The organism is Bacillus sp. RIT 809, assembly GCF_016892495.1.
Lineage (GTDB): Bacteria > Bacillota > Bacilli > Bacillales > Bacillaceae_G > Bacillus_A > Bacillus_A cereus_U.
In genome coordinates, this window is sequence record NZ_JAFEMR010000001.1 from 384042 (window position 1) to 398592 (window position 14551).

The window sequence follows — 14551 nt, forward strand, 5'->3', positions numbered from 1 at the left end:
GCTTCTCTCTCCTTTGCCGTTTTACGCTATTTCTACTCTTTTATTTTTATGTAATTCAGCTAATATTTCTTGTACTTTCACCACTGTTCCCTCGTCAAAGTATCGTTGAAAGTCTGTTACTTCATTGAGATACAAGCGCTTCTGCGCGCGTAGCTCTTTATTGTTCACTAAACAAGCGATCGCTACAATATCTCGTAAATATACGTCTTGTTCTTCTACTTTATAAACTGGATTTCCTTCAAAAGGGGTAATTTCTTGTAAAATTTCTTCAAAATATCGAACATATAAGACAGAAAAGGTTTTTTCTTGATTATTTAATATATATGTCACTTCAGATCTGTTGAAAAAATCTTCTGATGTATTCGGTTTTGCTTTTTCTAACTCATATCCTGCATAACCTATTATAATCATCTACTTCCCCTCTCTTCCTTCTTTCATCTTATCTTAACTTAATTTTCTGATAAACGAAATATTCTTTTAAATAAAACCTATATAAAAAATAGCTTCCCTATACAGGAATTTACCTTTTTATTTTTCTTGAAGTTTGTCATAATAATATTATTGTCTCAGTTTTCTTACACAAGGAGAGTTGTATTTATGTCGTTTTCATGGAAACGTTTCTTACAAATCGGGAAAATAATCTTCCCATTTGTTGTCTTAACAATTGTTTTCTTTCAAGCTAAAAAAGAATTAGCAGGCATTTCTTTTTTAGAAGCAATTGAAACAATTAAAAACATTCCAACTGGTGGGGTATTTTTAGCGATTACACTCGGTGCATTTGCTGTTTCAACAATGTTCTTTTATGACTTTGTTATGCTTCGTTACTTAAAAGCAGATATACCTGTACAAAAGATTTTCCGCATCTCATGGATTGCAAATACTTTAAATGGATTTATCGGTTTTGGTGGTCTTGTTGGTGCCGGTGTACGTACAATGCTCTATCGTCCACATATAAAAGAGAATGGGAAACTTATTAAAAGCATTGCTTGGATGACAACCGCTTTTATTAACGGATTAGCCATTCTGTCATTCCTCGGCCTTATTGGGATATTAGACACTAGTTTTATTCTGCACGAAAAACCGTGGTTATGGCCTGTTCTTATCTTCTTTGCTCTTTTCGTTCCTATATATATTGGGTTTTCTAAAATTAAAAATAGAAAAACAAAACAGCTAGACGGACAAGAGACTGAAGAAGAAGAGAAAAATCCAACTGTTTTATATTCATTAGTTTCATTAGTCGAGTGGGTATCTGCTGGTATCGTTATGTACGTCATTTTAATATTGTTTGGAATTGATATCGAATTTCAAAAGTTTTTAGGTGTTTATGTAATTGCTGCTTTAGCTGGTGTCGTAAGTCTTGTCCCTGGTGGCCTTGGTTCATTTGATCTTGTTTTCTTAACCGGACTAGGACAATACGGAGTTGATACAGGCGTATTACTACCCGCTATGTTATTATATCGACTTGTCTATTACATCTTACCATTCTGCCTTGGTCTCATTTTTGCAGCATTTGAAATGACAGGAGCGGCCATAAAAAAAATTGAAGATAAACCATTTATTGCACCTGCATTAGAAACAACTGGTGTAATTTGGACTTTACAACGTGATTTTTTAGGGAAATTAGGTTCATGGGCATCCGCCGCTTTAACCGTATTCGCTGGCTTAATGGTTATTCTATCAACAATTTTACCGACTAGTATAAATCGAGCTCACGCCTTACATATTTTAGCTCCAAAGCACCTTATTCAATTTTCTTTTAGCTTATCATTAACATTCGGTATTCTCCTCCTGATTCTTTCGCGAGGCATATATTATGGAACAAAGCGTTCTTACTATATGACGATTGTTTCTTTAATTGGAGCAGCAATTTTTAATACCCTAAAAGGAATTGATATTGAAGAAACCTTTATTTTATTAATCGTACTTGCTGTGTTGTATATGCTTCGTAAAAGATTTGTACGCGAGAAAATGGAAGTCTCTCTTTCTGACATCGTAAAAGTGTTTATCTTCTTATTACTTACGTTATATTTATATAAAAACTTAGGTATTTTATTTGCGGGTGCAAAAGAAGCGTTCCAACCTGATTTTGTCGTTCGAAATATTACACAAGTTAAACGAAGTGCATTAGCAGCAGCCTTTTTCGTTCCTACTTTTTTACTTATCGGTTCACTAATTGCCAATCGTTACCGTAGTCAATTTCCCGGGCAACCAGCAAATGATAAAAGGTTAGAAAACTTCTTAGATGAACATGGTGGGAACGTACTTAGTCATTTAGGTTTTTTAGGAGATAAACAGTTCTTCTTCAGTAGTGACGGAAAAGCACTTCTTCTCTTTTCAATTACTGGAAAACGTCTTGTTGTACTAGGTGATCCAATTGGTGATCCATCCTCCTACCGCACTGTGTTACAAGAATTTTTAGCTGAAGCTGATCGATTTGGGTATATTTGCGTATTCTATCAAATTGAAAGCAAATGGATGAGCTTATACCACGATTTCGGCTACAACTTCTTTAAACTTGGCGAAGAGGCTGTCGTTGATTTAAATACCTTTACAATAACAGGAAAAAAACGTGCTGGTATGCGAGCTACTTTCAACCGTTTTGAACGAGAAGGTTATACATTCTCTATTCATGAGCCACCATTCTCAGACGAATTATACAAGGAATTAAAGAAAGTGTCTGATGCTTGGCTCGGCGGAAAAAAAGAGAAAGGATTTTCACTTGGGTACTTCGATCGTGAGTATATTAGTCGTGCCCCTATCGCTACATTATCTGATGCAGAGGGAAAAATCATTGCATTCACAACCTTTATGCCAGTATATCAAAGTGGCATATTATCTGTTGATTTAATGCGTTATTATCCAGATGCCCCTAGCGGAATTATGGATGCAATTTTTATCCACTTATTCCACTGGGCAAAAGAAAATGAATACCATTCCTTTAATATTGGTATGGCACCACTCTCAAATGTCGGTTTATCAACGCAAGCGTTCTGGTCTGAACGAGTTGCTGCTGCAATATTTAATAACGTTCGTTACACATATAGCTTCAGCGGTTTACGACATTTCAAAGAAAAATACAAACCTGCATGGAGTGGAAAATATTTAGCATTTCGAAAGAATCATTCTTTACCAATTACAATGCTCTCTGTAACAAAATTAATAGGAAAACGAAAAAACAGCTAAGTACTTAGCTGTTTTTTCGTTTTTGCACTTGTATACTAAACTCCTTTTCATACTTCTTACCATTTATATAGAAATCCCCCCATATTTTATATGTTCCTTCTTCTGGAAATGTAATACGATATTGTAATTGTTCATCCGTATCAACAGGAATGGCATATAAAAAATGTTTCCTCGTTTCATCAACGATATATATAGCGTTGACTTCACCTCTCCCTGAATTTAATTTCAACTTTTCTCCCTTTTTCGCTTGAAACTGAAATGTTAATGTCGTTGCCTCATTCGGATGTAATGCACCAAATAAAAGAGACACTTGATGCTCTCCTATATTTTTTGTAAGTACAGTATCGACAGGTAGTTTCTTTTTATTCTTGTCCTTGTTTTTCTCCTTTTTTTCTTCACCAAAATCTTTCTTAGAAAATGATTCCACGGACTTGTTTTCATCTTCATACAAAAATATCGTGTACTCTTCACCTTTTGCTACATCTGAAGATAGCTTATACGATCCATTTCCAGCAAATATAGGCTTCGTTTGTTGTATGTTTTTCAAATTCCCATCCACTATCACTGCTCGAATTTGATCGTTCACACCACGAACTTCATTATTCATTTTATTTAGCAATTGAAACGAAATATCGACTTTTTCATTTCCCTTTTTATTCTTCACATCCCATTTCACTTCTTGAACATCTCCGGTCGTTTCTACAGTTTCTTGATATTTTTTTATGTAAAATCCTCCTGCCACAATAAGTACTAGTGCAATAAGCCCAATGACAAGATTTTTCAAAATATCACCTACCATTTTTATTGTCTTTATCCATGCAAAACCTCTTAAATATATATTCTAGATTATGATTTATGAAATCCTCCTCTTTTGCACATATTACAAATAAAAAAGATTTTAATTGAAAGGAGTCGTAGTGTATAATGCAAATGATATTGATTTCTATCAATACATTATAAGGAGGATTTTTCATGAGTGTACATATTGAAGCAAAACAAGGCGAAATTGCTGAATCTATTCTATTACCTGGTGATCCATTACGTGCAAAATATATTGCTGAAACATTTTTAGAGGATGTTACTTGTTATAACAACGTGCGTGGCATGTTAGGTTTCACTGGAACTTATAAAGGAAAGCGTGTATCTGTTCAAGGTACAGGTATGGGTGTTCCTTCTATTTCTATTTATGTAAACGAATTAATTCAAAGCTACGGAGTGAAAAATTTAATTCGTGTTGGGACATGTGGTGCAATTCAAAAAGATGTTAAGGTACGTGACATTATTATTGCGATGACGGCTTGTACAGATTCTAATATGAACCGCTTAACATTCCCAGGTTTTGATTTTGCTCCTGCTGCAAACTTTGATCTTTTAAAGAAAGCTTACGATGCTGGAACAGAAAAAGGATTACACGTTCGTGTTGGTAACGTATTAACAGCAGATGTATTTTATCGTGAGAGCATGGACATGGTTAAAAAACTTGGAGATTACGGTGTATTAGCAGTAGAGATGGAAACGACTGCTCTTTACACATTAGCAGCTAAATATGGTGTAAATGCATTATCTGTATTAACAGTAAGCGACCATATCTTCACTGGTGAAGAAACAACATCTGAAGAGCGTCAAACTACATTTAACGAAATGATTGAAATCGCTTTAGATGCAGCAATTCAGCAATAGCACACTAAAGAACTTGTCATACGTCTGGCGAGTTCTTTTTTATGCTACAATACTTCGACAGTCACTGCACCTTCTCTTTATGTGACTTTCTATAAAAAACTACTTTAGAGAGAGACAGATTTATCCCCTCTACTTTTTTGTAACCTTTGTTATAATTAAGAAATCATTTATATTACAGTATTTTTCATACGAGGTGAAACAGTGAAGAACAGAAGCATCGTCTTTAAACTATTTTTATTAACATCAACTTTATTTACAATCATATTTCTCCTTTTTTTCCTTGGACAATCTCTATTTTTAGAGAAGTTCTATATTAATAAGAAAGTAAAAACCGTTCAAACGGCTTTTGAAAAATTCGTAGATAATTATGAAAAAAGTGATCAAGGATTTGAGGAAACTAGAAAATTAAAACAAGAATTTCATGATAAAACAAATGCCGAAATCCAATTTTTAGATTCTAACGGAATTATTAAAAGTGAAAACAGTTTTTACATTGATGTGATTAACCCTAACAATAATAAAACCTATTCCATCCCCCTTAACAATCTTTTAACACCAGAAGAATATAATAAATTCGCAAACTTAGGATTAAAAAAAGATGGAATAATTTATGTAGACGGACTACTCCAACCGAATAATATAATAACACCTCAAGAATTAATAACTAATAATACTAGATGGGAAAATGAACAATTCAATTCAGATTTTCAATCCATTAGTGGTAATCCATCTAAAAATAAACTTAAAAATCGATATGATAATACTGGTTCTCCAATCCATTTTACTGGGGTAATATCTAAATTACAGCTTCCTTCCAAGACTGAGGTTCGTCTTGCAAAGGATTTTGAAACATTACAAGCCGTTCAATATTTTGCAAGAACTATTAGACAAGGTACTTCTAATTCAAATCAATTAAACACGTATATTTTAGATAGTGGGGAAAATATAAAAAACAGTGTCTTTGTAAAGCCTATTATGGAAAACGGAGAAATTAAGGAGTACGCTTTTGCGATAGCATCTTTACAACCTGTTAATGAAGCGATGCTCGTTTTAAAAGATTATTATGTCTATGCCTTAATTATCGTATTTCTCGTTATTATTTTGTTATCCTTCTACTACTCAAAAATCATTGTTAAACCATTAATTAAGATAAATCGCGTTACAAAAAAAATGGCCAACTTTGATTTTAGCGAGAAGTTACCTGTTACAGCAGACGATGAAATTGGCGGGTTATCAAGTAGTATTAATACACTCTCTGTAAATTTAAAAGATCGCATCGACCGATTAAATGTTGCCAATACAAAATTACAACAAGATATTGAACGCGAACGTCAATTAGAAAAAACGAGAAAAGAATTCATTTCTGGTGTATCTCATGAATTAAAAACACCACTTAGTGTTATTCGTAGCTTCGCTGAGGGTATTCAAGATGGCGTAAGTAAAGATACGACATATTATACAAATGTTATTTTGGAAGAGACAGATAATATGAACAGGCTCATTGTTGAAATGTTAGAATTAGCAAAACTAGAATCTGGTACGTACAAACTAGAAATTTCGACATTCTCAATCGGTGAATTAATTCAACAAATCTATACAAAATTATTATTTAGTATGGAGGAAAAACATTTACAAGTGGACATCCATGCTGACTCTTCTCTATTTGTTAAAGCAAATCGTAGCCGTATTGAGCAAGTAGTTGTAAACTTACTTAGCAATGCAATTCGATATACTCCAGATGGTGAAAAAATACACGTCTCTGTTGTAGAAACGGAAGATACAGTGAAAATCGAAATTGAAAACACAGGCAATCCTATTCCAGAGGAAAGCCTTGAAAAAATTTGGGATCGCTTCTACCGTTTAGACGCTTCTCGTAGCCGTCATACTGGAGGTACTGGCCTTGGGTTATCCATTGTAAAAAACATTTTAGATCTCCATCACGCCGAGTACGGTGTGTATAATACCACTAATAGCGTTGTATTTTATTTTAATTTACAAAAAGTGAAAGAAGTCAAATAATTTGTCTTAATTTCACTAGGAGTTCACATGAAATTCACACTCTCCCTTTATAGTAAGAAACAAGTTAATCCTTTCCTTTACACATATAAAAGAGGAGAGTGCGTGAAATGAAACAAGCAGGACAACCTATTCAAAACGAAAAACAATTAGAAACTATCAAAAATATACTTTTACAATCTTCGAAACGTGATGGCTTATTATTCGTATTAGCTGTAAATTCTGGCTTAAAAGTAAGTGAAATCTTACAATTAAAAGTTAGTGATGTAATCGATGAAGACGAAAATGTTCGCCATTCCATTTTATTTTACAATGAAAAAGTAAAGAAACATAAATGGTTTGCTGTAAATGAAGACTTACAGCACGCAATCGAAGACTACATGAAAGAACGTAAAACTTGGAAACGTAATGAACCATTATTAAAGTCTCAAAAAGGAACAAAGTCTATTACGAGACAACATGCATGGTACATTTTAAACAAAGCTGCAAAAGAAGTTGGATTAGAAGGGATTAGCTCACATACACTTCGAAAAACTTGGGGCTATTGTGCATACAAATCAGGTGTTGATATTGCATTTTTACAACACTTCTTTGATCACAGTACTCCATCAAAAACTTTAAAGTATATCGGTATTGCTTAATAACTCTTATACATAAAAAAGGTTACCATTTGTAAATTTGGTAACCTTTTTTATGTTTCATATTCTCTTTTCTTGTCTCTCCTATACTGTAGTGGTAATCTAATAGTAAGGGGGAGAAATTATGAACACATTAACAATTGAATTACCGAAAGAAACGGCTGAAAAACTTGATTTATTAAAGAAATCTTATGAAAAGAAAACAGGTGCTACAATTTCTGAAAGCACTCTTGTTCAAACACTTATCTCAAAGGAATTTATCCAAGCGATAACTCCTTTTGATTTACAACAATTCGTCAATGGAAAAGAACAGCAGTAATCGCTGTTCTTTTTTTATTTATTTTCAAAATATCAAAAGTTTTTTATTTATTTTTCGAAAAACTATTGACTATGATAATGATAACCATTATCATTTATTATGAAGCCAACAATTGATGAATCAACCAAACGCTCAGTAACATTGTTACCCCTCTTTTTCATATAGAAAAGCATTGTACATTCCCCCTGTTTGTACAGTGCTTTTCTTGTTTGTATTTATTCAAATAAATTTAATTGCTCTGGTTTCGGCTCGCCATATGTAATATTCGCCATTTCCATCAACTGTTTCGCATTGTCCGCCGCATCCCCACCCGAATTATTGTTAAACAAAACGTATATGTCCTTAGTCTTTTTTTTCAATTGCTCTAATCGGTTTACCCATTCTTTCAACTCATTATTATTGTAGCGATATAAACAACGAACCGCTCTCCAATTTTCTCCTTTGTCAAGCCATCCATGAACATTCCGGCCATGAAAACGTATTAACGCCATGTCTGAATTTGTTGCCTCTAATACAAGCGGTACTGATCCTATTCCTGCCTGAGGCTCATCGCAAATTGTATGAATCCATTTTTCTTGTTCTAAAAATTGTAACGTCTTATCTCTCATCTCTGGATAAAACCATGTTTGATTTCGAAATTCTATTGCACATGGGAAATCTTCCATTTTTTCTTTCGTGTACCGAAGTAAATCTACATTTTTCACTTTACAATCGAACCATGGTGGATATTGAAATAAAATCATTTTTAATTTATTCGCTGCTATTAAAGGAAGAATTGATTGTTTATACACATCAAACATCTCATCGAACGTAGAAAAAGGGATTTCTCCTTTCATATGTCCTGTCATTCCTTGATAAGCTTTTACTATAAAAGAAAAATCTTTCGGCGTTTCCATCGCCCATTTTGTATAATTCCGCGCAGGTTGTATCGCATAAAATGAACTATCTACTTCCACAATGGGAAAATGTTCACTATAAGTTCGCAATTTATTTCTATTTTCATAGGGATTACTATATAAAGAATCATGATCTCCCCATCCCGTCACTCCAATAAAAAACAAACGTATTCCTCCCTTCCCAACTTCAGCTTACACTCATTCTATATTACTTCACAAAAATACCATCCGATCACTTTCATAAAGTCGCTCTTTCTTTAAGAGTATCCGTATAAAAATATGATATACTAGATGGAAGAATTTTTAAATTGAGGAGTTATTTATTTATGCTTCAAGACGATATTATTTTATCTCATGAAAATCGAATAAAAGAATTGGAAAATAAAGTACGGTTATATGAAGAACTTGTAAATCAATTACCACATCATTTCACATATAAAAATCCACATATTGGTTTGCAAATAAAAAAAACGAGAACATCTCATTCTATTCAACACATACAACAAAAAGATAAAGAGCCTACCTTTCAGCTTACTTGCGATTCACTATTTTTATTTGAACAACTAGAAAAACATTTTGTTCATATTTTCGATGCATTCTCGCATCACGTCACTTTTATTGATAATAAAGGTAACATTACATTATGTAATCAAGCTGCAGCAGATGATTTTGGTGTAATACGAAATTCTATAATTGGAAAACCAATTCAACAATTACTAAACTTATCTGAAGAACAAATTAAAGCTATTGAAACGTTAAAAACGGGAACCGAAATATATAATGAGGAAGTGTTAGACAAAAACTATGGCATCGTAAATAACCGTATTATTCGTGATTATAATGGGGAGATTTTTCGAGTTATTAGTGTATTTCATTATTTAAATACAGAACGTGATGCCGAAAAGTTTTCCCTAGCTGGGCGAATTGCAGCTGGGATTGCACATGAAGTACGAAATCCCCTTACAACGGTACGTGGGTACTTGCAATTTCTACAAGATAGCGTTTCTCCATCCAATAAAGAATTGTTTAAAAGTCTACTCATCCCTGAATTAGATCGTGCCAATAGTATTATTACAAAATTTTTAGCTATTTCAAAAACGCGTGAATTTACTAGAGAACATTTTCCAATCAATACGTTTTTACGCGAGTATATTCAACAACTACTTGCTAGTGAAGTTTTTTTGCACAACATTTCTATTGACTATGATTTTTCTACCGAATTAGATGGTGTACTCGTCAATATTGATCGCCATGAACTCGTGCAAGTTTTTTTAAATTTATTTCAAAATGCTGTCGACGCTCAAGGTGAAGAACCTCTTTCTATTCAAATTACTAGTTATCGCTTAGATAATTTTGTTCGTATTACTTTCAAAGATAATGGAACCGGCATTCCTCCAGCTATTCAAGAATATATATTTGATCCGTTTTTCTCTACAAAAGACTCAGGAACGGGACTGGGATTATCAGTAACGAAGAAAATTATTCAAAATCATAATGGCACATTAAAAGTTACTAGTAATCAAAATGGTACAACTTTCACTATTTCTATCCCAATTTTGCCTAAAACAAACCATGAAAGAATTAATCATTAACAATGTTGGACTGTTCCACGAACTGCACGCCAATTGTTAGATATAACCTAACAATTGGCGTGCAGTTTTTTTATTACAGCCTATTCTTTTTTTTACTTATATAAATCTTTCTCTACCTCTTAATTTTTCTTTGTTTTCGCAAGATGGGTAAACTTCTTATTTTTTGAAATAGTAGTTTGTCCATCACGAATTCAGTTTAATTTTCATTTTATTATATAGTAAAGGCTATTTATTCTATAAAAGAAATGAATGAACAAATGTCCAACAAGAATAAAGGGAAAGTATTCTATGGTAATGATTGTTGCGAAGTAAGAGCTTGCAGTTATATTAATATCTCTAAGTCCGAACTTAAAGAGTATGTTAGACTTCTTCAAGCTCTTGGTCAAAATATTCAAGCTGTATTTCAAAACCCTTCTCAAGATAATATTGATAAACTAATTGATATCCTAAATAATCTTCAAAAATTCCTCAATTGCTTAGATTTATCACCTGCACAAGAACAAGTCGGAAACTCTATTATTGCTAACTTATTAACTATCCTAAAGACATCACCTTTCTCATGCGGAGCATTATACGTTGAACTACAAAGTCTGCTTAATTATTTATTGTATATTGCTAAGTTATTCAAAATCGATTGCTGTACTATCGATAAACTCGTTAAGCTCATTACAGAAATTCAAGCTATTCTAGTGCAATATGGATCAGGTTGCCTTGGCGGAGGAACAATAGGTCCTACGGGAGCTACTGGACCTCAAGGGGCTCAGGGACCGGCTGGCGCTCAAGGCGCTACTAGATCTCAAGGTTCTCAAGGACCGGCTGGATCCCAAGGCGCTACCGGACCTCAAGGTTCTCAAGGGATTCAAGGACCAGCGGGGGCTCAAGGCGCTACTGGACCTCAAGGTTCTCAAGGGATTCAAGGACCGGCTGGATCCCAAGGTGCTACTGGACCGTCGGGCACACCACTCCCTGTAACTATAGCAGCAATAGGAAATTCTAATCCACAAACCATATCAACTGGAACAAATATCCAATTCGATCAAGTTTTCGAACTAAATAATCTCTCTTTTAATGACACTTCAGATACTTTAACTATTTTTGAAACAGGAGTATACGATATTAGTTTCTCTGCATCTACAACCTTCCCGGGTTCTTCACCGTTTGGATTCGGTATTTCATTCAACGGTCAACCACCTACTCGTAATTTTTCAACTAACGTTATCGGTAGTGCGATTTCTTTCTCCACAATTATTACTTTAACAGCTGGTACAACAATCTCTGTACAACCTACAGTAAATACTATTTCCATCCCTAACACTGGTGACACAACAGCTACACTATCAGTCTTCCGAATTTACTAACTTTTAGTTTTTATCTTATTTTTGAAAGACAAAGAATGTTTAATTTATAGTAATTTGTATTATTTTGATTGCATGTTAAATCTCTCTTTTAATAAAAAGGAGCACTTATTTTGGAGGATAAGTGCTCCTTCTTTACGTTTCTTTACTTCAAATTTACTCTAGCTTAATCCTCTTTTTGTATGATAAATAGTGAAGACAAAGACATGAAAGAGGGATGATAATGAGAATTATATCACTGACACGTTTTTGGTTTGTTCTTATGGTTTGCATAATTTTATGTATAGGGTTTCTTTTAACTCTAAAATATTCAAATGTTTCAAAAGCAGAAAGAAAAACAATTCCATACGAACTTCTGTATACAAAACAAAACAACATCCCGTATTCCTCTTCCACACAAAATGAAAAAAAAGTTATAAAAGGAATGCTTATTACAGAAGCTTCTAGTTATGAAAACCTACTTCAAATCGCTGAAACGATTAAAGATCAATATAAAAATAAAGACGTTGATGAAATAACACTCTCTATCCATAATGAAAATACTGGAAGTTTCGAAGAGGAATTACCATATGAACCTATTAGTAAAGGAATAATAACCGTCACGTTTGATTCTCAATCCTTCGGCAGGACCAATGTTACGCTAAATAAATAAACTGAAGCTTTAATAAGTGGAGCTTTTCCCATCCCCACTTATTATTAAGTTAAACCAATCAAATTTTTATAGGCAGCTCGATTCTCACCTAACTTCTTTTCTGTTGCCACATTTTGAATCGAGATAAAATCACTCATTTCTCATAAAAAAGAGGCGAACTCGTTATTCGCCTCTTTTTTTACCAAAATGGAATCCACTCTTTTACTTTATCTATCCATTCATTTTGCTGTTCTTTTCTTTGTTCTTCCTCTTCTTTTCGTTTTTTCTCTTCTTCTTTCCTTCGTTTTTCTTCCTCAATCGTTTTTAATTGTTTTGTATAATCCGCCTCAGGTATTAGTGATAACTGAAATGCCTTTTGAGTTGGATTTCCATTCGCTTTCTTCATAATGTCCCGAAACATTGTCGTTGTAATTTGGCTGCCTCCTGGCACATAATGCTCACTATCCGTTTTATCATACCCTACCCAAATCGCACCTACTAAATCCGGTGTGTATCCAACAAACCACGAATCCTTCGCACCAGTGCTTGGTCCATTTACAAGCTGGGTAGTCCCTGTCTTGCCTGCGGTATCGATATTATTAACTTTCGCTTTTTCACCTGTTCCCCTTTCAATAACACCTTTTAATAAGTATGTCATCTTTTGGGCAACTTTCTCATTCGTCACACGAGTTTCTTTCTTATACCATTTTCCAATTGTTTCCCCTTCAGCATTTTGGATTTCTCTAATGGCATGAGCTTCTACTTGGACACCATCATTTGCAAATGCGCTATACGCTTGAGCCATTACAAATGGTGAAGTCCCTACATGCATACCCCCTAAAGCAATCGGATACGTACGGTCTTCAGGATCTAATGGAATACCAAACCGCTCTAAAGATTTCAATCCTTTATCTAATCCAATTTGCTCTAATAGCCAAACTGCTGAAACATTATATGACTTTGCCACTGCTTCATACATCGTTACATTACCATGGAACGTATGATCACTATTTTGTGGTGCATATTCTTTAATATTAAACGGTTCATCTTTTAAGACATCGTATACTTCATATCCTTGCTCTAACGCTGGTACATACACTGCAAGAGGCTTTAACGTTGAACCTGGCTGTCTTTTTAATTGTGTTGCATGATTAAACTGTAAAAATTGATAAGGACCTCTACCTCCAACTAAAGCCGGAACACCGCCAGTTTTTGGATTCATAAGGACCACTCCAGTTTGCATAAGCTGATCTGAACCACTATCTTTAAAATAACTATCATTATTCACAACATCTTCAACCGCTTGTTGTTTTTTCGGGTCAAGTTCCGTATAAATACGATAACCACCTGCTAAAATTTCATTTTGTGTTAATTCATACTTGTCCATCGCTTCTCTAACAATATAATCTACGTATTGAGAATATTTCCCCTTATATTTATCGTCAACACCACGTCGTAATACAAGACCTGATTCTTTCTCCTGACTATATTGTTCTTCAGAAATATACCCTTGCTCCTTCATTAAACCTAATACGACATTACGTCTTTCAATTGATTTATTAAAGTTTTTATACGGCGAATACGCAGATGGCGCTTTAATTAATCCTGCAATCGTTGCAGCTTCTGAAATTGTTAAGTCTTTTACCTCTTTATCAAAATACGATTTAGCTGCTCTTTTTATCCCCCAAGCACCTTCACCAAAATAAATTTGATTCATATACATTTCTATAATTTCATCTTTTGAATAAGTACGCTCTATTTTTTTTGTTAAAAAGTATTCCTTTATTTTACGTGAGTATGTGCGATCTTGTGTCAAAAATACATTTTTTGCAAGTTGTTGTGTAATTGTACTACCACCTGCCACAACTTCACCAGCTGTAATGTTCTTAAATACAGCACTTATGATTCCACTATAGTAAATACCATGATGACTAAAAAATTCCTTATCTTCTACTGCAACAATTGCTTGAACCATAATATCAGGAATATCTTTCCTTTTAACTCCTTCTGTTTTAGAAGAAGCTAATTTAGTCGCAACTTCATTATTTGCATCATAAATTAAAGTTGGTTGTGGAACAGCTTGTTTTAATTCAGATATATCTTGAATGGAAATTATTATATTTACAACAATAAATAGAGTAGCAAGTAAACTTCCCAATACAATTAATGAATTGCGTAGTTTCTTCCTCTTATTGAACCACTCAAGCATTTTTTTAAAATGAGTGTTCTTCAATTTCATTC

General features: G+C 33.8%; 12 protein-coding genes. 8 read left to right on the top strand and 4 right to left on the bottom strand.

Annotation, left to right across the window (positions count from 1 at the left end; translation table 11 throughout):
• Window positions 1–21 precede the first annotated feature (21 nt).
• Window positions 22–411 (bottom strand): hypothetical protein, encoded by a 390-nt coding sequence (locus tag JTF23_RS01925; protein ID WP_002149420.1) that lies wholly within the window; start codon window positions 409–411, stop codon window positions 22–24.
• Between the two features lie 186 nt (window positions 412–597).
• Between JTF23_RS01925 and mprF the strand changes: the two genes are divergently transcribed.
• The gene (gene mprF, locus JTF23_RS01930; protein ID WP_204207964.1) at window positions 598–3183 is read left to right on the top strand and encodes a bifunctional lysylphosphatidylglycerol flippase/synthetase MprF; all 2586 of its coding nucleotides are present in this window, start codon (window positions 598–600) and stop codon (window positions 3181–3183) included.
• 4 nt (window positions 3184–3187) lie between these two features.
• On the opposite strand, the gene JTF23_RS01935 is transcribed toward mprF, so the two are convergent.
• On the bottom strand, window positions 3188–3982 hold the full coding sequence (locus JTF23_RS01935; RefSeq protein ID WP_078174425.1) for a hypothetical protein: 795 nt from the start codon (window positions 3980–3982) through the stop codon (window positions 3188–3190).
• Between the two features lie 173 nt (window positions 3983–4155).
• Here JTF23_RS01935 and deoD point away from each other — a divergent pair, with 173 nt between their 5' ends.
• From deoD to JTF23_RS01955, 4 genes are all read left to right on the top strand, one after another.
• Window positions 4156–4863: a purine-nucleoside phosphorylase gene (deoD, locus tag JTF23_RS01940; protein ID WP_002158622.1), complete on the top strand. Its 708-nt coding sequence runs from the start codon at window positions 4156–4158 to the stop codon at window positions 4861–4863.
• 201 nt (window positions 4864–5064) lie between these two features.
• The gene (locus tag JTF23_RS01945) at window positions 5065–6882 is read left to right on the top strand and encodes a sensor histidine kinase (RefSeq protein WP_204207965.1); all 1818 of its coding nucleotides are present in this window, start codon (window positions 5065–5067) and stop codon (window positions 6880–6882) included.
• 107 nt (window positions 6883–6989) lie between these two features.
• Entirely contained in the window at window positions 6990–7520 is a 531-nt protein-coding gene (locus JTF23_RS01950) for a tyrosine-type recombinase/integrase (RefSeq protein ID WP_000806230.1), read from the top strand.
• 121 nt (window positions 7521–7641) lie between these two features.
• Window positions 7642–7836 (top strand): DUF3924 family protein, encoded by a 195-nt coding sequence (locus tag JTF23_RS01955; RefSeq protein ID WP_002149425.1) that lies wholly within the window; start codon window positions 7642–7644, stop codon window positions 7834–7836.
• Window positions 7837–8051: 215 nt separating this feature from the next.
• Here JTF23_RS01955 and JTF23_RS01960 read toward each other — a convergent pair whose 3' ends face one another.
• Window positions 8052–8897 (bottom strand): DUF72 domain-containing protein, encoded by an 846-nt coding sequence (locus JTF23_RS01960; RefSeq protein ID WP_078174427.1) that lies wholly within the window; start codon window positions 8895–8897, stop codon window positions 8052–8054.
• A 161-nt stretch (window positions 8898–9058) separates the two neighbouring features.
• Between JTF23_RS01960 and JTF23_RS01965 the strand changes: the two genes are divergently transcribed.
• The 3 genes from JTF23_RS01965 (at window position 9059) to JTF23_RS01975 (ending at window position 12331) form a co-directional block, all read left to right on the top strand.
• Entirely contained in the window at window positions 9059–10324 is a 1266-nt protein-coding gene (locus JTF23_RS01965) for a PAS domain-containing sensor histidine kinase (protein ID WP_204207966.1), read from the top strand.
• 257 nt (window positions 10325–10581) lie between these two features.
• Window positions 10582–11682, top strand: coding sequence for a Gly-Xaa-Xaa repeat protein (locus JTF23_RS01970; protein WP_204207967.1), 1101 nt, complete (start codon window positions 10582–10584; stop codon window positions 11680–11682).
• 220 nt (window positions 11683–11902) lie between these two features.
• Entirely contained in the window at window positions 11903–12331 is a 429-nt protein-coding gene (locus tag JTF23_RS01975; RefSeq protein ID WP_002158629.1) for a hypothetical protein, read from the top strand.
• A gap of 178 nt (window positions 12332–12509) precedes the next feature.
• Here the strand turns inward: JTF23_RS01975 and JTF23_RS01980 are convergent, their stop codons facing one another.
• On the bottom strand, window positions 12510–14549 hold the full coding sequence (locus tag JTF23_RS01980; RefSeq protein ID WP_002158630.1) for a transglycosylase domain-containing protein: 2040 nt from the start codon (window positions 14547–14549) through the stop codon (window positions 12510–12512).
• Between the last annotated feature and the right edge of the window lie 2 nt (window positions 14550–14551).

Coding starts and splice junctions, on each gene's coding strand:
- JTF23_RS01975 (WP_002158629.1), top strand. CDS start 11,903: ATGAGAATTATATCACTGACACGTTTTTGGTTTGTTCTTATGGTTTGC.
- JTF23_RS01950 (WP_000806230.1), top strand. CDS start 6,990: ATGAAACAAGCAGGACAACCTATTCAAAACGAAAAACAATTAGAAACT.
- JTF23_RS01925 (WP_002149420.1), bottom strand. CDS start 411: ATGATTATAATAGGTTATGCAGGATATGAGTTAGAAAAAGCAAAACCG.
- JTF23_RS01935 (WP_078174425.1), bottom strand. CDS start 3,982: ATGGTAGGTGATATTTTGAAAAATCTTGTCATTGGGCTTATTGCACTA.
- JTF23_RS01965 (WP_204207966.1), top strand. CDS start 9,059: ATGCTTCAAGACGATATTATTTTATCTCATGAAAATCGAATAAAAGAA.
- mprF (WP_204207964.1), top strand. CDS start 598: ATGTCGTTTTCATGGAAACGTTTCTTACAAATCGGGAAAATAATCTTC.
- deoD (WP_002158622.1), top strand. CDS start 4,156: ATGAGTGTACATATTGAAGCAAAACAAGGCGAAATTGCTGAATCTATT.
- JTF23_RS01980 (WP_002158630.1), bottom strand. CDS start 14,549: ATGAAATTGAAGAACACTCATTTTAAAAAAATGCTTGAGTGGTTCAAT.
- JTF23_RS01970 (WP_204207967.1), top strand. CDS start 10,582: ATGTCCAACAAGAATAAAGGGAAAGTATTCTATGGTAATGATTGTTGC.
- JTF23_RS01955 (WP_002149425.1), top strand. CDS start 7,642: ATGAACACATTAACAATTGAATTACCGAAAGAAACGGCTGAAAAACTT.